Source organism: Halogeometricum pallidum JCM 14848, from assembly GCF_000337095.1.
Lineage (GTDB): Archaea > Halobacteriota > Halobacteria > Halobacteriales > Haloferacaceae > Halogeometricum > Halogeometricum pallidum.
The window spans coordinates 198,305-221,059 of sequence record NZ_AOIV01000006.1; the positions used below are offsets into that span (position 1 = coordinate 198,305).

A 22,755-nucleotide genomic window follows, 5' to 3' on the forward strand; every position below is an offset into this window, starting at 1 on the left:
CCGGGACTCTCCCCCGTTCAGCCGTCGGGGTGGACGAACGCCATCGCTTCGCGGACGGCGTCGTGGCCGCCGATGACGGTTATCCGGTCGCCGTGCTGGATGGTGTAGTCGGCGCTCGGCACGCTGGTCTGCCCGTCGCGGGCGACCAGTGCGATGAGACATCCCTCCGGGAGTTCCGGGCCGATGTCGCGGACGGTCCGCCCGACTATCTCCTCGGAGGTGACCTCTATCTCCTGTACGTCGCCCGAGCGACCGATCTCGCCCATCCAGTTCATCATCGCGGGCCGTTCGATGTAGTTGTCGATGGCCTGCGCCGTCGCCAGCACCGACGAGATGGTGCGCACGCCGAGTTCCTCGAAGGCGTCGACGTTGTTCGGGTTGTTCGCGCGGGCGATGATGGTCTCGGGGTCGAACTTCGAGTTCGCCAGTTGGGCGACCAACAGGTTCACGTCGTCGTCGCCGGTGGCGGCGACGACTATCTTCGCGTTCCCCGCCCCCGCCGAGCGCAACACGTCGGTGTCGGTGCCGTCACCTTGGTGGACGGTGTGGCCCGCGTTGCGGGCGATCTGGATTATATCCGGGTCATGTTCGATGAGCACTACGTTCTCTCCGCGGTCTTCGAGGCGTTCGGCGAGCGTCCGGCCCACCTTACCGCCTCCGACGATGAGTACACGCATTGGGATGACGTCGAGGTATTCCGCTATCTGTCGCGCGAGGCCGCCCTCGAAGACGACCGTCACGAGGATGACGAGGAAGACGGTGCCGACGAGCGTGTCGGCCGCCTGCGTCAGTCCTTCCGCTCGCAGTTGGATGGCGAACAGCGTCGCCACGGACGCGGGGATGATGCCGCGCGGGCCGACGAGGCTCATGAACCACTTTTCGCCCGTCGTGAACCGGTCGCCCCGTGCCGACAGGAACACGAGGAGGGGCCGGAGTACGAGGGCGACGACGACGACGACGCCGAGGCCGCCGAGGCCGAGGCGGATGAGCGTCCCGAAGTCCAACAGCGCCGCCAAGGCGATAAAGACGAACGAGAGCACGATGAGGGTGATGTCGCCCTTGAACGCCGAGATGTCCTCCTCGTAGGGGATGTCGGCGTTGCCGAGGAGGATGCCGGCCGTGGCGACGGCGGCGATGCCCGCTTCGGTGGCGATGAAGTCCGCGGCGCCGTAGGCGACGAGCGCTCCGGCGAGAACGAGCAGGCGCGCGTTCTGCGGCGCGTTGCCCGGCGAGAGGTCGACGTACCGGAGGGCGTAGAACATCGCCGCGGCGACCAGGGCGCCGACGATGACGCCGACGCCGAGTCGCTCGGCGAACAGCGTCAGGAGCGCGCCGGGTTCGGTGACGCCCTCGATGATGGCCTCGAAGATGACGACGGCGAGGATGGCCGCCGTCACGTCGTTGACGATACCCTCCGTCTCCAACAGCGCCTCGACGCGGTCGCGCGCCGGGACGACTTCGAGGATGGGGGCGATGACCGTCGGCCCCGTGGCGACGAGCAGGGCGCCGATGAGGAACGACAGGGGCCACGGCGACCCGAGGAGGTAGTGAATCGCGGCCGCCGTCCCGACGAGCGCGATTACCGCTCCGACGGTGACGACGCGAATCGTCGCCGCCGGCGCCTCTCTGAGCTTCTGGATACGCAGGTGGAACGCCCCCTCGAAGACGATGATCGCCACCGAGAGGCCGACGATGGCCGAGAGACCGCCGCCGAAGGAGTCGGGGTTGACGACGCCGAGCACCTCCGGCCCGAGCACGATACCCGAGGCGATGAGAAAGAGGACGCTCGGGACCTGGAACCGGTCGGAGAGCACCTGCGAGACGACGCCGATACCGATGATGGCCGCGACGATGTAGATGAGATTCGAGCCGGCGGCCATTATATCTCCTCCATGTATCTTCGGTCATGTGGCGAATGAACATAAAACCCCACATTCACGGCGCCCTTTTCCGGGGTAAAACTGAACAATCGTTCGGAAAATGGGACAAGTGACGAATATCCTGTGGAAATGCGGTCAGCGTCCGCTGACGTCCGCTGAGGGCTCGTCGTACAGCATTTTGACCTGGTCGGCGTACCGGTCGAGGATGTTGCGGCGCTTCTTCTTCATCGTCGGCGTCATCAGGTCGTTGTGTTCGGTGAACTCCTCGGGCACCACCCGGAACTGCTTGATCCGCTCGTACGGCTCGAAGCGCTCGTTCACCTCGTCCACCTCCGCTTGGATTCGGTCGCGGACGCGGTCGTCGCGGCACAGAGAGCGGAGGCCGTCCGGCAGGTCGTACCCCTCGCGGTCGGCCCACTCGCGGACGCCGTCGACGTTCGGCACGACGAGCGCCGAGACGAACTTTCGGCCGTCGCCGAGCACCATGCACTGCTCGATGACGTCGCTGGAGGCGAACGCGTCCTCGATGGGACCGGGAGCGACGTTCTTGCCCGTCGAGAGCACGAGAATCTGCTTTGCGCGTTCGCGGAACGCGACGTATCCGTCCGGGCGGAGTTCCACCACGTCGCCCGTGCGGAACCACGGACCGTTCTCTCCTTCGGACGCCTCGCTCGCGTCGTCGCCGGGGACGTCGTCGGTGAACGCGGCCTCGGTCTCCTCGGGGCGGTTCCAGTAGCCCTCGGTGACGTTCGGTCCTCTCACCAACAGTTCGCCCACCTCGCCGCCCGCCTCGCCCGTCACGTCGCCGACGACGGTGTCGTCCAGTCGCACCTCCACGTCGGTCACCGGCGGGCCGATGGTGCCTATCTTCGGCTCTTCGGGCGGGTTGACGGCGACGACGGGTGACGTCTCGGTGAGGCCGTACCCCTCCAGAATCGGCAGCCCCATCGCGTGGTACAGCGCGCACAGGTCCGGCGAGAGGCTGCCTCCGCCGCTGATGAAGAAGTCGATTTGGCCGCCGAGCGCCTCCCGGACCTGCTCGAAGACGAGTCGGTCCGCCACCCGGTGTTTCGCCGAGAGGAGCACGCCGGGGGCGTCCGCCTCGTGGTACTCGCGGCCGACGCCGACGGCCCACTCGAAGATGCGTCTTTTCGTCTCCGACTCGCTCGCCTGCGCCCGAATCGCGTCGTACAGTTTCTCGTAGACCCGCGGAACGCTCGTCCCCGTCGTCGGCCGGACGAGTCCGAAGTCCTCGCGGAGGGTGTCGGGGCTCTCCGCGTAGGCGACGCAGGCGCCCGCGGCGAACATCATGAAGTGCCCGGCGAGACGCTCGAAGACGTGCGCCAAGGGGAGAAACGACAGCGTGACCGACCCCCGACCGATGACCGGCACGTCGTCGCCCTTGTCCGGTCGGGCGGCGAACCGCTTGTAACACTGGTTCACGTTCGAGCGGAAGTTGCGGTGGGTGAGCTTCACGCCCTTCGGCCGTCCCGTCGTCCCGGAGGTGTAGATGAGCGAGGCGAGGTCCGCGGGGTCGCTCCCGTCGACCCACGACTCGTACGCCGCCTCGTCGAACGACGCCGCGCCCCGTTCGTGCACCTCGCCGAGCGTGTAGACGTCCGGGCGGTCGCGGACGGCGCCGCCCATCCCGCTACCGTCGGCCGGGTCGTCCACGAGGACGATGAACTCCAAATCGAGTTCGTCCTCGACGGCGAGGACGCGCCGGAGGAGTTCGGGGTTCTCGACGACGACGCCGGACGCCCCGGGGTCCGAGAGCAGATACTTCACCTGGCGTTCGGAGGAGGAGGTGTAGACGGTGGTGACGACGCCGCCGGCCGCGAGGAGGGCGAAGTCGCACTGCGCCCACTCCATCCGGGTGTGCGAGAGGAGGCCGACGCGCGACCCGTCCTCGACGCCGAGTTCGCGGAAGCCGGCGGCGAGGTTCCGGACGACGTCGCGCATCTCCCCGTACGTCAGCGACGCGAACTCGCCGTCCGGCGCCGCGGGGACGACGCCGGCGCCGACGAGCGAACGGTCGTAGATGCCGCCTTTGTACCGCTGAGCGGGTTCGTCGGCGTTTCGAGCCGCGCTGTCCTCGAACATCCGCGCCAGCGTCCCGTCGCCGACGACTTCGTCCTCGAAGGTCGCTTCGGAGTCCCGCCAGTTCATACAACTACGTATTCGTTCACAATTTAAAAGAATATACGTTCGAAAACGACGCCGTCGAGCGTTCGACCGAGCGCCCGAACCCGTGCGCCCTCACTCCTGCTTCGCCAGATAGTCCAGGTAGCCCAGGACGCCGCGCGCGTTCAGTTTCTCCTCCTCGGTGGCCTTCCGGTCGTCCCACACCTCGTCCATCCGGGTGTGCTCGGCGAAGTAGTCGACCACGGCATCGTCGTCGTCCAGTTCCTCGCGCTTCTGCCGCACCGCTTCGACCCACTCCACCAGCGTCCGCTTGTACGACTCCATCAGCGCCTCGTCGTACTCGACCGGACCGAAGTGACCGAAGCAGAGCGTCTCGGGTTCGATGTCCTCGATGGTGCGCACGTCCGACAGACACCGCTCCAAGTCGAACTGCGAGGGCGGCGACGTCTGACGTATCGCTCCCTGCTGCGGGACGTAGATGCCCGCCGCGTCGCCGGTGAACAGCACGTCGTCGGCCGAGTCGCGGAACATCGTCTGGTGGGGGGCGTGCCCGGGAGCTTCGATGACCGAGAGCGTCCGGTCGCCCAAGTCCACCTCGTCGCCGTCGCTCAGCGGTTCGAGGCGGTCCTCCGGCACCGGTTCGGGTTCGACGTAGTACTCCCACTGCCGGCCGACGGCGGCCTTCGTCCCCTCGACCAGTCGCTCGGGGTCGGCGAGGTGCGGAACGCCGATTTCGTGGGTCATCACCGTCGCGTTCGGACACGCCTCGGCGAGGTAGCCCGCGCCGCCCGCGTGGTCGAGGTGGACGTGCGTCGGCAGGATGTACGCCACGTCCTCGCGGGCGATGTCGAGTTCGTCCAGGGCGTCGAGGAGGAACTCCCGGTTCGTTCCGATACCGGTGTCGACGAACGCCGGTCGCTCGGCGTCGAGGAGGTAGACGGAGCCGTACTGCTCGGTGTCGTACATTCCGGTGTCGACGTAGTGGACGTCCTCCGCGCCGGGCACCGCCGAAACGTCGCCGCGTGTCATGGGCGGATGGCCGACGCGCGTGCTGAAAAGCGTTCGGCTGCTGGCTATCGCCTGAAACTGGCGCGAACGGCTCCGTTGAAATCCCCAGCCGTCGGTGGTTTATCGAGACCGTGCTGAATAGAGCGCGCGTCTCTTGCAGCAGGATACTGATTCAGGGAGAGTCCACACGGGGAAGGGGGATGTCCCTGTTAGTGAACCTGCCCGCGGATCTCCCCTGCTGGGTGTGCCGAGGTATGGACGTTCACGTAGGCATTACCGCTTCTCACGGCCTCGACGACATCGGCGAGGGTTTCCCATCCACAACCGTTTCGGTCGTCCGGCGCCGTTATCGTTCCCTCTGCAAGGATTCCGTTGTCGCTGGTTGGCCCACCGCTAAAGAGTGTGACACCGACTGGACCATTCTGGCCCACGGGAGCGCAGTGGATATGCGCAGCGACTACGTCGTCGATGTTTGCAACCATCAACTTGTAGTCCAGTTCACCGCCTGCTTTGTCGAGCTGGAAGTTGGCCTGTCCTTGCGCGTTCGTCTCGACGGGATGGACCTCGTTCTCCCCCGAGAGATGTGCCCGGAAGTTACGGTTATGGCTGCGGGCAGTCGCTACGCCGGTACCCGAGAGTGTGAGTCCGCCGAGGCCAACAGCGGTTCCGAATCGCCGTCTCGTCATGCTGTGTGGTAACATACCATGATACAGACGGATGACAGCACAAATAACAATTTTCCAAACTTCGACCCAAATCCGTCTGTAGATTAGTTTGATGAGCAGAACACCTGTGTGTATTATACATTCCTTGTCGAGGTCTGGAACCCTCGCTGTCGCGCAAGAGCGAAGCTCTTCTGGATGCCGAAATCGCGAAGCGGTTTCCGAGCACGGTTCTCGTCGCTCACGGGAACTCCGCTGCGCTCGTTCGCTCCGGCGGCCTTGGTCGGCCGCCGTCGCGCGTCCGACCTCGCTCGGTCGACGCCTCGCCGCCTGACGCGGATGCGACACGGTTTTTGCGCCCCCTTCAGTAGCACTTCGCAATGATAAGCAGGCAGTTCCTCCGCGAGAACCCGGAGACGGTTCGGGAGGCGCTCCGGAACAAGGGCATCGAGGACGTGGACCTAAACCGCATCCTCGAGGTGGACGAGGAGTGGCGGTCGCTGAAGCAGGAGGGCGACGACCTGCGGCACGAGCGCAACGAGACGTCCTCGAAGATAGGCGACCTGAAGGCCGAGGGGAAAGACGAGGAGGCCCAAGAGGCCATCGAGCGTTCCCAGGAGCTGAAATCTGAGTTAGCGGAGGTCGAGGACCGCGCGGACGAACTCGAAGCCGAGTTGGAGGAGAGTCTGCTCGAACTCCCGCAGATTCCGCACGAGGACGTCCCCGTCGGCGACGACGAGTCCGACAACGTCGAACGCCGCCGCGAGGGGTTCGACGACCCGCGCGAACTGCCCGAGGAGGTGGTCCCGCACTACGACATCGGTGAGGACCTCGACATCCTGGACTTCGAGCGCGGCGCGAAGGTCACCGGCGGCGGATTCTACTTCGCGAAGGGCGACGGCGCGCGCCTCGAACACGCCCTCGTCCAGTTCATGATGGACGTGCACCGCGAACAGGACTACGTCGACATCTTCCCCCCGATTCCGGTCAACTCGCGGTCGATGGTCGGCACCGGCCAGTTCCCGAAGTTCACCGACGACGCCTACCGTATCGGCGAGTCCAACGAGGAGGAGTGGGACGACGAGGACCTGTGGCTCCTCCCCACCGCGGAGGTGCCCGTCACGAACATGTACCGCGACGAGATTCTGCTCGACGACGACCTGCCGGTGAAACACCAGGCGTACACCCCCAACTTCCGGCGCGAGGCGGGCGAGCACGGCACCGAAACCAGAGGAATCGTTCGCGTCCATCAGTTCAACAAAGTCGAGATGGTCAACTTCGTCCGCCCCGAGGAGTCCTACGAGCGGTTCGACGAACTGCTGGACGACGCCGAGGAGGTGCTCCGCCGCCTCGGACTCCCCTACCGAATTCTGGAGATGTGCACGGGGGATCTCGGGTTCACGCAGGCGAAGAAGTACGACATCGAGGTGTGGGCGCCCGGCGACGACATGGAGGACGGCCCCGAGGAGGGCGGCCGGTGGTTGGAGGTGTCGTCGGTGTCGAACTTCGAGGACTTTCAGGCGCGCCGCGCGGGCCTGCGCTACCGCCCGGAGCGACACGAACCCGCGGAGTACCTGCACACGCTGAACGGGTCGGGTCTCGCCGTCCCGCGCGTCGTCGTCGCCATCTTGGAGTACTACCAGAACGACGACGGCACCGTCGAGGTGCCGGAGGCGCTCCGACCGTACATGGGCGGTCTGGAGACCATCGAGGGGCACGAACCGGTCGGCGAGTCGGCCGTCGGCGCGGGCAAGCGCGACTGACCCGACGCCCACTCGACCCGAGCGGACGCGGCCGGCCGTACCCGCGGCGTCGCGGTTCGGGAGCAGTCACCCCTCGCGGGCGAACGTCTCGATGCGCGTCACGCCGTCGTCGCTCAGGGCGAACACGTCCACGAACTCGAAGCGGACGCGGCCGTCCGCGCCGACGAGTCGGCCGTGGGCGACCCATCCCTCTGCTGCGTCGCCGTCGCCGTCGCCGTCCCCGTTTCCGTCGTCGTCGACGGCGCGGTACACCGCCGTCAGGTCGTGTTCCGTGTCCTTCTCCGGGCGGTCCTCGCGCATGAAGGAGACGAACGCCTCGCGGTCCGACAGCGTCCGGTCGGGTCGGTCGTGGACGAACTCCGGGGCGAGCAGCGACGCGAGACGGTCGTAGTCGCCGTCGTCGACGGACTCATAGTAGCCGCGGACGAGTGCCTCGCGGTCCGCTCGCTCTCCGTTCGCTTCGTCTCCGACCTCGGCGGGGTCCTGCGCGTCCATACTCTCGCTTCCGGTCCCGAGGTCCCTGCCTCCTTCGGTCGCGGCGCGTCCCCGGCGGAGCGACGGCGCGCGACGAACCGCTTTTATCGGCGCGAACCCTCCCGGCGGACGTGACCGCGGACACGACAGAGACGGCCGCCGTCGAGTACGGCGTGCACGTCCGCTACGAGGGCGACGACGACCCGGAGAAGTGCACGGCCCGAAAGCTGGCGTCGTTCGACCTCGCGGAACTCCACCGCTCCGACCGGGCGACGCCGTACGGCGTCGTGCTCAACCCGCACGCCGACAGAGCGCTCTCGCCGGCCGACGCGGACGCCTCGAACGTCGTCGCCCTCGACTGCTCGTGGGAGTCCGCGGGCGAGGCGATGTTCTCCCTCCCGGGCGAACACCGGGCGCTCCCGTACCTCGTCGCGGGCAACCCGGTCAACTTCGGGCGACCGATGCAGTTGACCACCGTCGAGGCTCTCGCCGCGGCGCTGTGCATCTTCGGGCGCGAGGACCGCGCCGAGGAACTGCTCTCGAAGTTCACCTGGGGACACACGTTTCTCGAACTGAACGAGGAGCCCCTCCGCAGATACGCCGACTGCGCGGACTCGGCCGAGGTGGTCGAGATTCAGCAGGAGTATCTGGACCGAGAATAGTTCGGTTCCGCGGCCTCTCAGCGCCCCTTCACCCACGACCCGACCGCCCCAGCAATCGCGCTGTCGACGGCGAACACGAGGGTGACGAACAGGCCGACGAGGAACACGCCCGCGCCGCCGAGAAACGCCCCGAGGGGGCCGCCGGCGAGTCCGAGCACGCCGCCCACGAGGCTCAGGAGAAGCGTGAGCACGACGCCCGAGATGGACCCCGCGAGGAGGCCGTTCCACGCGCCGTCGCCGAGGCTCCCGCCCGCGAGGTAGCCCGCGGCGAACCCCCCGATGAGGCCCGCGCCGATCTGGCCGAGCACCGGTAGCGTGAGGCCGACGGCGCCGACGACGAGTATCAGGATGAAGCCGACGCCGACGGCGCGCCAGTCCGTATTCATGTACTCGGGTAGGTCCCTCGCGGGCAAAAACCTCGCGTCCGAACGGTCCCGCACCCGACTCGAATCGTGCGGCCGGACCGCCCGCGACCCTCCGGACGCGACCACGATGACGCGCGAGCGCCGAACGGACGCGCTTTTACGCTTCGGCCGAATAGTACTGTTAACATGATTTTCGAGTCCCTACCGACGACGCCGCGGTCGGAGGAACTTCTCGACAAGGCGTTCTCGCGTGCGGCCCGGTCCGGCCGGGCGAAGTCCGGGTTGGAAGCCCAGGAGTCGATGCTTCAGACGGCCTCCTCCATCCTCTCGGATAACCTCGAAAACGTCGTCACCGAGTGGCCCGACTTCGGCACCGTCGACCCGTTCTACTACGAACTCGCCGACGCCATCGTGGACGTCGACGAACTCCGGCAGAGCCTCTCGGAGGTGACGTGGGCGAGCCGTCAGATCGCCGAGATTCGCCGCGAGTACCAATCGAAGATGCGGAAGTCCGACCCCGACACGGCGCGGAAACACCGCAAGCAGGCGTTCGCCCGCATGGCGGACATCGTCGAGGAGATAGCCGATGACCTCCTGCGCGTCGGCGAGGCGCGCGACTCGCTGAAGAACCTGCCCGACATCCGCCCGAACGAACCCGCCATCGTCGTCGCCGGCTACCCGAACGTCGGCAAGTCGTCGTTCGTCAACCGCGTCACGCGCGCCTCCAACGAGATAGCGCGCTACCCGTTCACGACGAAGGGCGTCCAGATAGGCCACTTCGAGCGCGACCGGATACGGTATCAGATAATCGACACTCCCGGCCTCCTCGACCGACCCGAAGAGGACCGAAACGACATCGAGAAGCAGGCTGCCAGCGCCCTCGAACACCTCGCGGACGCCGTCCTGTTCGTCGTCGACGCCAGCGGCGCCTGCGGCTACCCCCTCGACGTGCAGATGGAACTCCGCGACGCCGTGGCGGCGCGGTTCGCCGAACGGGACGTTCCCGTCATCACCGTCTGCAACAAGAGCGACCGTTCGACGGACGCGGAGGCGGACTACTACATGAGCATCGAGACGGACGAGGGCGTCGAGGAGGTACTCGACGCGGCCGTCGACGCCGTCGGGTGGAGTCCGGACATCCCCCCGTCGCGGCAGGAGTAGAACCGAACGGTCGGCGCGATGGATGACGGGCGATGAACGAAGAATGAGGGTCGAAGCCGAAGAGCGGTTCGGGCGTTACTCCGCGTCGTAGGTCACGCTGACCGTCGCGGTGACCGTCACCGGGCCGGGTTCGAAGGAGGTGCTCCCGCCGGCCGAGTCGGCGCTCTCGTAGGCGACGCGGGTGTCGATGGGTTGGTAGCCGCCCGTCGTCGAGACGGAGCGGACGCCCGCGATGGAGAGGTCGGCCGCCTCAGCCAGCGTGTCGGCGTCGGTGCGGGCCGAGTCCATCGCGGCGTTCAGGGCCTCCTCGCGCAGGTCGGCGCGGGTCTCGTCGGTGAGCGTGAACGTGACCTGCTGGACCTCGCTGGCGCCGTTGCCGACGGCGACGTCTATCACTTCGCCCGCCTCTTCGGGGGCGACTTCGACGGTGTAGGCGTGGACGGCCTGGTAGCCGGTCCTATTGCGCTCCTGTCCGCTGTAGTCGTACTGCGGGCCGACGCGGAAGTAGGCGGTCGACACCGCGTCGTCGGGAACGCCGGCATCGCGGAGCGCTTGGCGCATCCGTTCGGAGTCGTTGGCCACCTGCGCGCGGGCCTCGTCGGCCGAGGACGCGGTGGCGGTGACGGCGACGGTGACGACGGCGAGGTCGGCGTCGGCGGTCACCTCGCCGTTCCCGGAGACGCTGATGGTGCGACCGACGTCGGCGTCGGCGTTGGAGACCTGGTTGGCGAAGTCGGTTCCGCCGTCGACCTGCAGGGGGGCGAGACAGCCGGTCAGCAGGACGAGTGCCGCGACGGTGAGCGGGAGAACGAACGTTCTGAAGCTACGTTGCATACCTCTTACACGTCGGCTCAGAATATCAAGCCCGCGTAATCGCAAAGAGCTCTTTCAGTCTTCGAGAGCGGTCACCTTCTGGGGTCGTCGACCACGATGTACCGTATCTCGACCGTCACGTGCTGACTTCCGAGCGGTCCGAGGGGTTTCGGTGCGAGTTCGTCGATGAGGGGGCGGATGTCGTCGCCGAGGTCCGGCGGCGTCCCGCCCGGGGGGTAGCCGATGGTGACGATGACGCGACTCGGCGTCTGGAACGGGAACCCCTCGTACTCGACGTGCATCGACACCAGCGAGGCGTCCGCCGGGAGTTCGCTCATGATGACCTGTTCGGTCTCCTGTTCGAACGTCGAGGTGCGGTAGGTGCCGTAGGAGACGCCGACGAGCACCGACGACAGCAGCAGGAGGATGGCGCCGATGGCGGCGACCCGCGACACCGTCGTCGACCGGGCCTCGTCCTCGCGGAACCACAACCGCGGGCGGTACCCCATCTGCCAGAGCACGATGAGGGCGACGAAGTTGATCGAGAGGATGTTCACGAGGACCAGCACGAGCGGGCCGAGCATCGCCACGGGCTCTCCCCACGCGAGGGCGACGCCGACGACGGCGATGGGCGGTACCAACGCCGCGGCGATCATGACGCCGACGAGGGCGGCGGAGACGCCGGTGGAGACGGCCGCGGCGCCCGCGGCGCCCGCGCCGAGGGCGATGACCAGCGACAGCACGTCCGGGGCGAGTCGCTCGTGCACCTCCCCGAGGGCGAACACCTCCTCGGCCGTCATCGGGACGATACCCAGCACGCGCAACAGCGTAGCGAAGACTGCCGCCGCCGCGATGGCGATAGTGACGCCGATGACTTGCAGTTTGATGCCTTTGAACGCCATCTCGCGGTCGTCGATGACCGTGCCGACGCTGGTCGACATCGCCGGGCCGACGAGGGGGGCGATGACCATCGACCCGACGACGACCGCCGGCGAATCGAGGAGGACGCCCGCGGTTGCGACCACCGCGCTCACGATGGTCATGAGCAGGAACGAGGAGAACGGCGGCGCCAACTCGCCGGCGCTGGCGGCCAGTTCCTCGCGAGCGATTCGGTTGCTATCTTCGTTCTCCTCCTCGTACTTCTCTTCGAGGTCCTGAAACCGCTTGGAGACGACCGTCTCGGCGTCCACGACCACGGTGTAGGCGTCGCGCTCGATACCCACCTCGCGCAGTTGCTCCAGCACGGGCTCGACGGCCTGCGCCGGGAGGGGAAAGGAGACGAGCGCCGTGTATCCGCGTCCGCTCGTCTCGTCCGAGACGGCGTAGTCGATGCCCTCCTCGTCCAACGTCTGCAAGATAGTGTCGCGCTTGCCGGTCGGCACCATCACCTGTACGAGTCGCACGCACGACCGTTCCGAGGGGTGCGGTAAAAATCCCGACGCCCTCGAGGCGGGGGACTCCGCGCGTTCCCGAACCGGACTCACTCCCCGTCTCGAAGCGCCGCGCGTATCGCGTCCGCCCGCTTCGGTCCGACGCCCGAGACGCTCGTCAGTTCCTCCCGCGACGCCGCGACGGCGTCGGCCACGGCGGGGTACGACTCGTACAGTCGTTCGGCCGTGGCGGTGCCGACTCCGTCGATACAGCCGTACATCCGCTCGGCGGTCGGCGCATCGCGTCTCGTGACCGACCCGTTCGGAAGCGCCCGAGCGCCGGGCGCTTCGACGTGCTTTCGACCCAGGCGGACGGCGATGTCGACGAGGCGGTCGAGGTCCGAACAGGGGATGACCGGCGTGCCGAACCGGACCGTGATGGACGCCGCCGACCCGCGGACGGCGGCCGCCGGGACGCCTTCATCACCGTCGCCGTCACCGGACTGCGTCCGGTGGGCCGCCGAGCGTCCCTCGGCGACATCCGCGGGGAACTCGTCCTCCAAGAGGAGATACGAGTACGGGAACGCCGCGCTCAGCCGACGGACCTGGTCGTAGAGGTCGGGCGAGGGGCGTCCGACGAGCGTGTTCACGTAGTCCGCGAGCGTCTTCCGCTCGACGGCGACGTCGCCCATCACTAAGTCGCCGGCGTCGAGTCGGCGGACCTCGGTCGCGTCCACGTCCCCGTGCGCTCGAACCGCCTCCGCGACGGCCGGCGGTTCCCTGTCGTCGACGAACACCGAGAGCGACATCGGTGGGGCGGTACGCGGGCGACGGTGATGAGTCCGGTGCCCGTTCGCCCGAGAGACTAACTGCCGCCGGCCCCGCGTTCCGAGGGATGGTCAACGCGTTTTGGCTCGACCGCGATGTCGACACCGCGGCCAGGTGGCTCGTCGACGACCACGTGATGAGCAGCGTCTTCGAGTGTTCGATGGTGTTGACGACCGCGGCGCAGTTGAACGGGGCGACGGGGGAACGTCTCTACTACACGCACGAGAATCACCCGCTCACCCGGTGGGCCGCGGACGCGTACGAGAACTGGCGCTCTCTCCGAGCGTACACCGAGGCGGCGCATCGCGAGTGGCGGTACCGGTGGGACCACGGCCCCGAGGAGCGACACGGCTGTTGGGCGACCGTCGAGACGCTCGCCCCCGAACGGGTTCGCGGCTTCGACTGGCCGAACGACGCCGCTTCCGACCCGCCGCAGGTGACCGGACGGTGGAAGGCGGCCGACTACGTGGACGCCTACCGCTACTACTACGCCAACGAGAAATCGCACCTGTTCGAGTGGGCGAAGGACCGCGTCGAACCGCCGTGGCTGGCCGAGTACACGGTCGACGCCGACGTCGACGAACACCCGAACCGCGTTCCCCCGGAGGACGAAGACGCCGCGGACGCCGACGGCGAGTAGGGTCTCGCCGGGACGGGACCGCGTCGCTCAGTCGTCGTCCGAGTCGGCCGGTTCGCCGGGACCGGACGGCTCCCGTTCGCTCTTTCGGCCCGAACCCACGAGGACCGTCTCGTCCTGCAGGAGCACGCGACCGTAGTTCGAACCGAAGTCCTTTATCAACGACAGCAGGGCGAGAAAACAGACGAAGGCGAACGGCGTGCCGGTGATGATAGCCGCCTGCTGGAGCGTGTTCGCGCTCCCCGTGCCGCCGAGAATCATCAGTATCGCCGCGGTCAGTCCGAGGACGACGCCCCAGAAGATGCGGTTGATGGTCGACGGTTGGGCCTTCCCACCGGTCGTCATCATCGAGACGGCGAGCGTCGAGGAGTCCGCGGACGTGACGAAGAACGTCGTCACGAGCAGCAGGAACATGTACATCAGGAGCGTGCCCACGGGGAGCGTCACCGAGGTACCGCCCACGTTCAGCGTGAACTGCAGCGCCTCGAAGAGGATGAAGCCGGCCACCTCCGCGCCCGCCTCCCCGGAGATGACCGCGCCGAAGTCCGCGACGCCGTTGTGTTGGGCCCAGACCGCGGTGCCGCCGATGAACGTGAACCACGGGATGGTCGCCGCCGACGTCGCGACGATTCCGGTGAAGGCGACTTCGCGGACGGTGCGACCCTTGGAGATGCGGGCGATGAACAGGCCCGCGAACGGCGACCACGAGAGCGCCCACGCCCAGTAGAACACCGTCCACGCGTTCATCCAGTTCGTCTCCGCCGGGTTCCCGGCGCCCATCGGTCCCGCGCCGGTGAAGAGGCTCATCGAGACGAAATCGGAGAGCATCCCGCCGAACGCCTGCGTGCCGAGCAGCAGCAAGAACAGCGTCGGACCGACGAGGAACGTCGCGAGCATGAGGACGACGAAGAGAATCATGTTGAAGTTCGAGAGCCGGCGGATGCCCTTGTCGACGCCCAGCACCATCGACGTCGTGAACAGAAGCGTCATGAACGTCACCACGAGGAGGATGCCGAGGTTCCCCATGCTGATTCCCCACTGGTAGTCCAACCCGGTGACGAACTGGCTGCCGATGAAGCCCAGCGACGTCGCCACCCCGCCGATGGTTGCGAAGACGGCGAGGATGTCGACGACTTTCGCCAGCGGACCGTCGAGGTTGTCCGCGCCGATGATGGGCGTCAGCGCCGAGGAGACGCGCAGCGGGACGTTCTCGTAGTTGTACGCGAAGTAGCCGATGGCGATTCCCATGATCGTGAACACAGCCAACTGGGGGAGCGCCCAGTGGAACATCGTCTGCTGGACAGCGATGGTCATCGCCTCGGCCGAACTCCCCTGTACGCCCTCGAACAACGGCGAGGGGTTCGCGTAGTAGAACAGCGCCTCGGTCGGACCCCAGAACACCACGCCGGCGGCGAAGCCCGCGGAGTAGAGCATCGAGAAGAACGAGAAGAAACTGTACTCCGGCGGTTCGTCCCCCATTTTGATGGCCCCCCACGGGCCGACGATGAGGAACAACAGGAAAATGACGACGAGGAACACGATCAGCAGGAGCGCCCAGTTGAACATCCCGAGCATCGTACTGTTCAGCGAGGAAATCCCGCTTTCGACCGCGTTCGGGCTGACGAAGAAGGCGACGATGACCCCCACCGTCAACAACGCACCGAACAGGAAGACCGTCGGGTCGATTTCCTCGAGGAACTCGTCGAAGAGTCCCCCTTTACCGTCACTCATGCTGTCTCACCCCCTGAATCGAGTGACGACACGGCGTTCGACCACGGGCCGGCCTCCCGCACCATATGCTAGGTGATAGCATGACGTTCATGTCGGCAGAGAATTGGATAAGTGTTTTTCACACGCTCAGTCATATACGATTTCTGTCTTGTTCCCCGCCGAACGCCGGTCAGTCGGTCGAAGTGCGGACGGACGCGGCGCCGCCGCCGACACAGGAGAGATACACACGCCCGCCGAGGACGCTCGCTAACTAACGCTTCAGGCGATTTAGAATCGGTATCTCGTTCATTCGTTCCTCGGTCAGAACCCCCCAGGCGATTCCCGAGGGTTTTTCGCTCGGTGCGTCCGTCCGAACGTCCCGCTTCGGAGTACACACTCGCTGGATGGGCACGTCCTGCGGCGTCGTGGGAATAACTTCGTCGACGAACTGCGTCTCGTGAAGCGTCGTGACCGTCGTCGTCTCGTCGTCGACGAGTCCGAACTCCCGGAGGACGGCGAACTCCAGGTCGCTGTATCCCTCACCCTTCCCGACGCGCGCACCCTCGTCGTTCACCGCGACGCTCCCCGAGACGATCAGGTCGATCGGTTCCATCTCGTCGGGACCGACCTGCACGCCGACCTCCGACGACCCGCCGATCGTCGTCGCGTGATCGATGTCCTCGATTTCGGCGGGGTCCAACCGAAGGAAACATTTCTCGTCTCGCAGGCGAGGCACGGCCATATACACCGTCTTCCCCTGTCGCAGCGCCGCTCGCCGCACAGGAAGTTGCGGGGAGTCGGGATTGGACTTGATTACGTCCGCCTCCTGCCACGCCTCGTTCGCCGCCAATCGCTCCGCCGCCTCGTCAGCACCGTTGAAATTGGGGATTCTCCCGTGCGGCGGATAGGGAAACCGGGCCTCTCCGCTCTCCTCTAACTCGTCCCAGACGCGCTCTCGAAGCTCCTGCTTTTCCATGCCGGCAGTTACGAGGCCGCGTACTAGTACCTCATCACCTCGCAGCGGACACGGCCCCGACTCCTCCACGGACCGAGACGCTCGGGGCCGCAACGTCAGCGTTAACCGCCGCGATAGCGTCCCCTCGCACATGTTCGAAGACCGCCCGGACCGACAGGAGGTCGTCCTCGTCGGGCGTTCCAACGTCGGCAAGTCGACGCTGATGCGGGAGCTGACGGGCCACTCGAAGTTCACGACGGGCAAGAAACCCGGCGTGACCCGGCAGCCGAACCACTTCGATTGGGCCGGCGACGACTTCATGTTCACCGACCTGCCGGGGTTCGGATTCATGTCCGGCGTCGAGGAGGACCGCCGCGAGGAGATAAAGACGGCCATCGTCCGCTACATCGAGTCGAACGCCGACGACATCCTCGCGGGCGTCCTCGTCGTCGACGGTAAGAGCGTCGTCGACATCATTGACCGACACTCCGGGCCGGACGAGATACCGCACGACGTGGAGATGTTCCACTTCCTGCGCGAACTCGGAATCCCCGTCGTCGTCGCGGTGAACAAGATGGACAAGGTGGACGACCGGGACGAGCGACTGGACGACCTCTGCGACCGACTCGGGCTGATGCCGCCGTGGAAGCAGTGGTCCGATATCGTCGCGCCCATCAGCGCCAAGCGGGGGAACCTCGACGCCCTCGAAGAAGCGCTGCGGACCCACTTCCACGAGCAGAAGCGCGACGACCTCCTGAAGTTCGTGAGCTGAGGCGTCGAGATTCGACTCAGTTCCGCGCCGCCGACGCGTCCGCGACGCCGCCGAGGGAGACGCGGACGGGTCCCCCCGGCCCCAAGGGGTCGCACACCGCCCGAGCGGAACCCCCCTCGGGGAGCGTCGCCGTCGTCTCCACGGGCGCGCCGGTCTCGACGGCTTCGGCCACGGCCTTCGCGAGCGGAGAGTCGGCGCTCCACGGCAAGACCGTCCACGCGGACCCGCCCGCGTCGTCGGGGTCGACCCCGAGGCGTTCGCAGGCGGCGTTCGCGCCCGCCAGCGTCCCGTCGGCGTCGACGTCGAACACGGGGACGCCGAGGCGGTCGAGGACGGTTTCGAGTTCCTCGACGCGGTCGCGGCCGACGCCGCAGACGGCGAACGGTTCGCCCGCTTCGTCGACGACGGGCGACCCGGTGAACTCGTACCGACGGCTGTCGCCGCCCTTCGTCCGGACCGACGCCTCGACGGTCGCGTCCTCCCCGTCGACGACGGCGTCGATGGCTTCCGAGACCCGTTCTCTGTCCGCCCCCTCGAAGAACTCGGTCGGGTGCATCTCGGCCACCTCCTCGTCGGAGTAGCCCGTCTGCGTCACCAGCGCGTCGTTCCATCGGAGGAATCGCCCGGCGGTGTCGAACGCGTAGAACGGGTCGTCCACGGCGTCGACGGCGGCGTGGAGCAGTTTGCGGTTCCGCGCCAACTCTCGCGCGGCGCACACGGCGGTGATGGCCTGGTCGATTCGCCGGGCGAGCACCTCGAACTGCTCGGTTCCCATCTCCTTTTTCAGGTAGTCCGTCGCGCCCGCCCGGAACGCCTCGCCCGCCACCTCCTCGGAGCCCTTTCCGGTGAAGAGGATGAAGGGGAGATCCGGGCGCGTCTCCCGGACGCTCCGGAGGAAGTCGATGCCGCTCTCGCGCGTCATCTCGTAGTCGCTGACGACGCAGTCGACGTCGTCGCCGCGCGACGCCATGAATTCGCGCGCGTCGGCCGGCGACCCGGCGGTGTACGTCCGCGCCCGCGGGAGGTGGCGGCCGACGAACGTCGCCGCCGCCTCCACGAACGCCGGGTCGTCGTCGACGAGCAGTATCCCTACGCCCTCGTCCGAACTCGGGTCGTGCTCGCTCACGCTTCCGTGCGGGGATGGGAACTGCTTAAATCACCGCGACCATTTCTTCAGAACCGTTGCGTTTCGCACTGTTTCGTTTTACGACGGCGTTAACCGGCGGGAGTTGAGCGGATAATTGTCAGATACTCAGAAGTACATCCCTCGACCGTCGCGGACGCTCACTACTGTGGTATCGTCGCGTTAGCGCGAGAACGCGTCCGTTTCGGAAGGGCGACTCGGGCGTTAACTGCCTCGTCACACGGGGCTCGGTGGGGGTAACCCTCGTCACAGTCGCCCGCCTCTCGGTAGCGGACCGTCGCATTTCACGCTTGCCATCGCCGTTCCGGCGCCCGCCCGGCGCCCCCGTCCGCATCTCCGCTCCTATCCGCCGCTCTCCGGTCGCCGTCACTCGTCGTTCCGCCGGTCCCACGCCGCGTGTTCGGCGTGTTCGGCGGCGACGCGCCGCGCGCCGTCGCCGTCGAGCAGTCCGTCCTCGGTGGCGAGGCCGTCCACGAGTCGGTCCGGCACCCGCTCGAACGTCGGCGCGAACACTCCGATGCTCTCCTCGCCGTCGTACACGGACTCCGCCGGCGACGCCTCCGTCGCCACCCGTTCGTCGCCCGTCGAGCGAATCTTGTCGCGCGCGGCGACGACGTAGACGGGGACGCCCGCCTCCCGCGCGGCCAGCGCGAGACCCGTCGTTCCCGTCTTGTTGACGACGCTCCCGTCCGGGAGCACCGCGTCCGCGCCGACGACGACGGCGTCGGGGGCCACGTCGCCGTCGGCCAACGCCGCCGGTAGCGCCGCCTCGGTGGTCAGCGTCACCGCCGCCGCCGTCTCCTCGGCCACCGTCTCCGCGACGCCGACGCCCTCGCGTTCGGGACGGGACTCCGCGACGAGGACCGAGTCGGGGTCGAACTCGCGGAGGCACTCGGCGACGGTCCCCGACCGCGAGAGCGTCGCCACGCCCGTCGCCCCGGCGTCGCGGAGGCGTTCGACCACCGTCGACGACGACCCCTCGTTCGCGGCGTACGCGTCCGAGAGCGCGCGGACCGCCGCGGCGGAGACCGCCTCGGGACGGCGTTCGGCCGTCGCGAGGACGCGGTTCACGCGGTTCGCGACGGCGGCCATGCTCGGGCGCGCGTCGCGGAGGTCACGCCCCACCCCGGCGACCGATTCCCAGTCGTCGGCCTCGACGGCGGCGTCCCGGAGCACCTCCAGCGCCCGCGCCGAAATCCACGTCGACCCGTGGGTCCGGTCGTCCCGCACGTCGTCGACTCGCGGCGCGACGCGCCGCCACGTCTCCCAGAGGCGGGGGACGGTTTCGCGGTCCCGCATCGCCGTCGGGTCGACCCACTCCACCGCGGCGAGTTCCTCGTTCGGCCGCACCTCCCGCGTCGTCGACTCGAACAGGAAGGGGTGGACGACGAACGACCCCTCCTCGTCCTCGACGGTCAGCGTCTCTCCGATTCTGAGCAGTCGGATGCTCGCGCCACCGAGTCCGGTCTCCTCGCGCAGTTCCCGGCGCGCGTCGAACTCGGCTTCGTCGTTGTCCTCTTCGACGTAGCCGGAGACGCCCGCCCAACGGCCGGAGTAGGTCCCGGCTCTGTCGCTGCGGCGGGTGAACAGCACTTCGCCGCGGTTGCGGACGAAACAGGTGACGACGTGGTCCATGCGACACCCTACGTCCCTCGGGACAACGGTTTTTGGGTCGACGGTCGTACCTCCTCGTATGTCCGTGGACCTCGCCGTCGTCAGCGACACGCACGTCCCCTCGCGCGAGGAGCGCATCCCGGAGTGGGTCGAAGGGCGCATCCGCGCGGCCGACCACGTCGTCCACGCGGGCGATTTCGACTCCCAGGCGGCGTACGACCGGGTGGTCGAACTCGCCGGCGGCGAGGCGAACCTCACGGCCGTCGCCGGCAACATCGACCCCCGCGGCTTCGACCTCCCGGAGGCGGCGACGCTCGACGCGGAGGACGTGCGGTTCGTCGTCACCCACGGGTCGGGGCCGCTGGAGGGCTACCAGGAACGCGTCGTCGAGGTGGTCCGCGAGGAGGGCGGGCCCGACGCCGTCGGCATCTGCGGGCACACCCACGACGTGATGGACGAGTTCGTCGACGGCGTCCGCCTCCTCAACCCCGGGAGCGCGACGGGGGCCGAACCGGCCGCCGAGACGACGATGTATCGACTGACCGTCGACGGGTCGGACGTCTCCGTGACGTTGCACCACGAGTAGCGTCGCTTGCGGCGGGCTTGACCCCCGAATGCGAGGTTCCTCGGGCGTCCGAGGAACCGGCCGCACTCACCAACATCTGTCCGCTTTTTACGCCCTCGCTCCGACCGACGGACATGGAACTGTTCGCCGTCCCCGACGTGCCGGAGGTCCGGCCGGGCGACGACCTCGCGGCGACGATTCGCGACCGGGTCGATTTGCACGAAGACGACGTGGTCTGCGTCGCCTCGACGGTCGTCTCGAAGGCCGAGGGCCGACTGTTCGACCTCGCGGACTTCCCGGCGGGTCCGCGCGCCCGCGAGATTGCCGCGAACCTCGAAGCGGTCGCGGGCGAGGAGAAGGACCCGCGCTTCGCGCAGGCCGTTCTCGAAGAGAGCGTCGACCTCCTGATGGAGTCGCCCTTCCTCCTCACCGAGACGCGCTTCGGCCACGTCGGCGTCAACGCCGGCATCGACCGCTCGAACGTCCCGGACCACGACCTGTTGCTCCTGCCGAAGCGACCGTCCGAGAGCGCCGAGCGACTCCGCGCGGACTTGCCCGCGGACAGAGTAATCGTCACCGACACCTGCGGGCGCCCGTTCCGTCACGGGCAACGCGGCGTCGCCCTCGGGTGGGCGGGGATGCAGGCGTCGAGAGACTGGCGCGGGGAGTCCGACCGCGACGGCCGGGAACTCGGCGTCACTGTCGAGAGCGTCGTGGACGAACTCGCCGCGGCCGCGAACCTCCTCGTCGGGGAGGGCGACGGCGGCACCCCCGTCGTCGTCGTCCGCGACTTCGAGTGGGGCGACCACGGCGGCAGCGACAACCTCTACCGGGACGTCGAGGGCGATTTCGTCCGGCAGGCCGTGCGCGCCTGGGGGTACGAGCATGAGTGACGACGCCGACCGGCCTGACGACGCACCCACCCTCGGCGTCGAACTGACGCCCGAACACCCCGTTCCCGAGGTCGTTCGCCGCGGCGTCCTCGCCGAGGAGGCGGGCTACGACGCGGCGTTCGTCTCCTGTCACTACAACAACCGCGACCCGTTCGCCGTCCTCGCGCGTCTCGCGCGCGAGACGGAGTCGATTCGGCTCGGCCCCGGCGTCGCCAACCCCTACGAGATGCACCCCGTCACGCTGGCGACGAAGACGGCCACCGTCGCGGAACTCGCCGAGGGCCGCGCCGCCTTCGGTATCGGGCCGGGCGACAAATCCACCCTTCGGAACCTCGGTCTCGACGACGAACGCGGCCTCCGATCGGTGCTTGAGGCGTTCAAGGTCGCACAGCGAATCTGGGACGGCGAGCGCGTCAGCCACGACGGCACCTTCGAGGCGAACGACGCGGGCGCGAACTTCGAGGTGCCCGGCGAGATACCCGTCTACGTCGGCGGCGAGGGGCCGCACATGTGCCGGATGGCGGGCAAGCACGCCGACGGCCTGCTGTTCAACGGCTCGCACCCCGACGACGTGGCGTGGGCCAGAGACCGGGTCGACGAGGGGGTCGAGGACCGTCCCGATTCCCGCGGTGAGTTCGAACTCCTCGCGTACGCCAGCGTGAGCGTCGGAACGGACCGCGAGGCGGCCCGGGAGGCGGCCCGTCCGCCGGTTGCGTTCATCGCCGCGGGGGCCGCGCCGCCGGCCCTCGACAGGCACGGGATAGACCGCTCGCTCGCGGGAGAGATCGGAGAGAAGATTTCGGCGGGCGAGTTCACCGAGGCGTTCGACCTCGTCACGCCGGCGATGATAGACGCGTTCTCGATGGCCGGCACCGAAGAAACGGTTGCAGACCGGATGGACGCGGTGTTCGAGCACGCGGACGGCGTGGTCGTCGGGTCGCCCCTCGGGCCGGACCCCGACGAGGCGATCAGACTCGCCGCATCGGCTTCGCGTCGTCGGGGGCGCTCGAACCGAGACCCGTGACGGCGTTGACCGCCGCGCCGAGGACGAGGTACCCGAAGACGAGGCTCGAGACGCCGACGAACGCCGCCCCCATCAGGAACGAGAAGGCGGTGAGCGGGTCGCCGGAGAGGAAGATGTCGAAAACGAACGTCGTGATGAGGTCGAGGATGCTGAAGAGCAACTCCACGACGAAGTCGATGACTGTGACCATACGCCCCGTTCGGAATCCCCGTACTTGTGTGTTGAGGATTCGCGCACGGCGCCGCCGTCCGTCGTCGGCGTCGTCCGCGCCCGCGACGGCCGTCGGTACGGCTAAGTCGGACCGTCTGCT

At 67.7% G+C, this 22,755-nt stretch carries 22 protein-coding genes; 8 read left to right on the plus strand and 14 right to left on the minus strand.

Features of this window, described 5'->3' with window-relative positions; genetic code table 11:
* Nucleotides 1–17 precede the first annotated feature (17 nt).
* From C474_RS03805 to C474_RS21185, 4 genes are all read right to left on the minus strand, one after another.
* Entirely contained in the window at nucleotides 18–1,880 is a 1,863-nt protein-coding gene (locus tag C474_RS03805) for a cation:proton antiporter domain-containing protein (protein ID WP_008384099.1), read from the minus strand.
* 135 nt (nucleotides 1,881–2,015) lie between these two features.
* Nucleotides 2,016–4,049 (minus strand): AMP-dependent synthetase/ligase, encoded by a 2,034-nt coding sequence (locus C474_RS03810; RefSeq protein WP_008384101.1) that lies wholly within the window; start codon nucleotides 4,047–4,049, stop codon nucleotides 2,016–2,018.
* A gap of 90 nt (nucleotides 4,050–4,139) precedes the next feature.
* Nucleotides 4,140–5,054: an MBL fold metallo-hydrolase gene (locus tag C474_RS03815; protein WP_008384102.1), complete on the minus strand. Its 915-nt coding sequence runs from the start codon at nucleotides 5,052–5,054 to the stop codon at nucleotides 4,140–4,142.
* A 188-nt stretch (nucleotides 5,055–5,242) separates the two neighbouring features.
* Entirely contained in the window at nucleotides 5,243–5,734 is a 492-nt protein-coding gene (locus tag C474_RS21185) for a CHRD domain-containing protein (RefSeq protein WP_083861940.1), read from the minus strand.
* A gap of 341 nt (nucleotides 5,735–6,075) precedes the next feature.
* Here C474_RS21185 and serS point away from each other — a divergent pair, with 341 nt between their 5' ends.
* A complete protein-coding gene (gene serS / locus C474_RS03825) occupies nucleotides 6,076–7,458 on the plus strand; it encodes a serine--tRNA ligase (protein ID WP_008384106.1) in 1,383 nt (460 codons plus the stop codon).
* A 66-nt stretch (nucleotides 7,459–7,524) separates the two neighbouring features.
* Here serS and C474_RS03830 read toward each other — a convergent pair whose 3' ends face one another.
* On the minus strand, nucleotides 7,525–7,953 hold the full coding sequence (locus tag C474_RS03830) for a nuclear transport factor 2 family protein (protein ID WP_008384107.1): 429 nt from the start codon (nucleotides 7,951–7,953) through the stop codon (nucleotides 7,525–7,527).
* 110 nt (nucleotides 7,954–8,063) lie between these two features.
* Here C474_RS03830 and C474_RS03835 point away from each other — a divergent pair, with 110 nt between their 5' ends.
* Nucleotides 8,064–8,594 carry a DUF367 family protein gene (locus C474_RS03835; RefSeq protein WP_008384109.1) on the plus strand — a complete coding sequence of 177 codons (531 nt, stop codon included), beginning with the start codon at nucleotides 8,064–8,066 and terminating at the stop codon, nucleotides 8,592–8,594.
* Between the two features lie 17 nt (nucleotides 8,595–8,611).
* On the opposite strand, the gene C474_RS03840 is transcribed toward C474_RS03835, so the two are convergent.
* Entirely contained in the window at nucleotides 8,612–8,980 is a 369-nt protein-coding gene (locus tag C474_RS03840) for a DUF5518 domain-containing protein (protein ID WP_008384111.1), read from the minus strand.
* Between the two features lie 165 nt (nucleotides 8,981–9,145).
* On the opposite strand from C474_RS03840, the gene C474_RS03845 reads away from it, so the two are divergent.
* Nucleotides 9,146–10,120 (plus strand): NOG1 family protein, encoded by a 975-nt coding sequence (locus C474_RS03845; protein ID WP_008384113.1) that lies wholly within the window; start codon nucleotides 9,146–9,148, stop codon nucleotides 10,118–10,120.
* Between the two features lie 75 nt (nucleotides 10,121–10,195).
* On the opposite strand, the gene C474_RS03850 is transcribed toward C474_RS03845, so the two are convergent.
* The 3 genes from C474_RS03850 to C474_RS03860 form a co-directional block, all read right to left on the minus strand.
* Nucleotides 10,196–10,954 carry an SIMPL domain-containing protein gene (locus C474_RS03850; RefSeq protein ID WP_008384115.1) on the minus strand — a complete coding sequence of 253 codons (759 nt, stop codon included), beginning with the start codon at nucleotides 10,952–10,954 and terminating at the stop codon, nucleotides 10,196–10,198.
* Nucleotides 10,955–11,025: 71 nt separating this feature from the next.
* Nucleotides 11,026–12,336, minus strand: coding sequence for a TIGR00341 family protein (locus C474_RS03855; RefSeq protein ID WP_239640370.1), 1,311 nt, complete (start codon nucleotides 12,334–12,336; stop codon nucleotides 11,026–11,028).
* Between the two features lie 77 nt (nucleotides 12,337–12,413).
* A complete protein-coding gene (locus C474_RS03860; protein WP_008384118.1) occupies nucleotides 12,414–13,112 on the minus strand; it encodes an ERCC4 domain-containing protein in 699 nt (232 codons plus the stop codon).
* Between the two features lie 86 nt (nucleotides 13,113–13,198).
* On the opposite strand from C474_RS03860, the gene C474_RS03865 reads away from it, so the two are divergent.
* Nucleotides 13,199–13,771 carry a hypothetical protein gene (locus C474_RS03865; protein ID WP_008384120.1) on the plus strand — a complete coding sequence of 191 codons (573 nt, stop codon included), beginning with the start codon at nucleotides 13,199–13,201 and terminating at the stop codon, nucleotides 13,769–13,771.
* A gap of 27 nt (nucleotides 13,772–13,798) precedes the next feature.
* On the opposite strand, the gene C474_RS03870 is transcribed toward C474_RS03865, so the two are convergent.
* Both C474_RS03870 and C474_RS03875 read right to left on the minus strand, forming a co-directional pair.
* Nucleotides 13,799–15,499, minus strand: a complete 1,701-nt coding sequence (locus tag C474_RS03870; protein ID WP_008384122.1) for a BCCT family transporter — start codon at nucleotides 15,497–15,499, stop codon at nucleotides 13,799–13,801.
* A 250-nt stretch (nucleotides 15,500–15,749) separates the two neighbouring features.
* Complete coding sequence (locus C474_RS03875; protein ID WP_008384124.1) at nucleotides 15,750–16,454, minus strand: 5-formyltetrahydrofolate cyclo-ligase; 705 nt, start codon at nucleotides 16,452–16,454, stop codon at nucleotides 15,750–15,752.
* A gap of 130 nt (nucleotides 16,455–16,584) precedes the next feature.
* Here C474_RS03875 and engB point away from each other — a divergent pair, with 130 nt between their 5' ends.
* On the plus strand, nucleotides 16,585–17,205 hold the full coding sequence (gene engB, locus C474_RS03880) for a GTP-binding protein EngB (RefSeq protein WP_008384127.1): 621 nt from the start codon (nucleotides 16,585–16,587) through the stop codon (nucleotides 17,203–17,205).
* A gap of 16 nt (nucleotides 17,206–17,221) precedes the next feature.
* Here engB and C474_RS03885 read toward each other — a convergent pair whose 3' ends face one another.
* Together C474_RS03885 and C474_RS03890 are read right to left on the minus strand one after the other, a co-directional pair.
* Nucleotides 17,222–18,331, minus strand: a complete 1,110-nt coding sequence (locus tag C474_RS03885; protein WP_008384128.1) for a PAS domain-containing response regulator — start codon at nucleotides 18,329–18,331, stop codon at nucleotides 17,222–17,224.
* 384 nt (nucleotides 18,332–18,715) lie between these two features.
* Nucleotides 18,716–19,984, minus strand: coding sequence for an NUDIX domain-containing protein (locus tag C474_RS03890; RefSeq protein WP_008384130.1), 1,269 nt, complete (start codon nucleotides 19,982–19,984; stop codon nucleotides 18,716–18,718).
* Between the two features lie 58 nt (nucleotides 19,985–20,042).
* Here C474_RS03890 and C474_RS03895 point away from each other — a divergent pair, with 58 nt between their 5' ends.
* From C474_RS03895 to C474_RS03905, 3 genes are all read left to right on the plus strand, one after another.
* On the plus strand, nucleotides 20,043–20,549 hold the full coding sequence (locus C474_RS03895) for a metallophosphoesterase family protein (RefSeq protein WP_008384132.1): 507 nt from the start codon (nucleotides 20,043–20,045) through the stop codon (nucleotides 20,547–20,549).
* Nucleotides 20,550–20,662: 113 nt separating this feature from the next.
* The gene (locus C474_RS03900; RefSeq protein WP_008384135.1) at nucleotides 20,663–21,421 is read left to right on the plus strand and encodes a coenzyme F420-0:L-glutamate ligase; all 759 of its coding nucleotides are present in this window, start codon (nucleotides 20,663–20,665) and stop codon (nucleotides 21,419–21,421) included.
* Nucleotides 21,414–22,445, plus strand: coding sequence for a 5,10-methylenetetrahydromethanopterin reductase (locus C474_RS03905; RefSeq protein WP_008384138.1), 1,032 nt, complete (start codon nucleotides 21,414–21,416; stop codon nucleotides 22,443–22,445). Before C474_RS03900 ends, C474_RS03905 begins: the two co-directional genes overlap by 8 nt.
* On the opposite strand, the gene C474_RS03910 is transcribed toward C474_RS03905, so the two are convergent.
* Nucleotides 22,390–22,635, minus strand: a complete 246-nt coding sequence (locus C474_RS03910) for a hypothetical protein (RefSeq protein WP_008384139.1) — start codon at nucleotides 22,633–22,635, stop codon at nucleotides 22,390–22,392. The genes C474_RS03905 and C474_RS03910 overlap by 56 nt on opposite strands.
* Nucleotides 22,636–22,755: the final 120 nt, after the last annotated feature.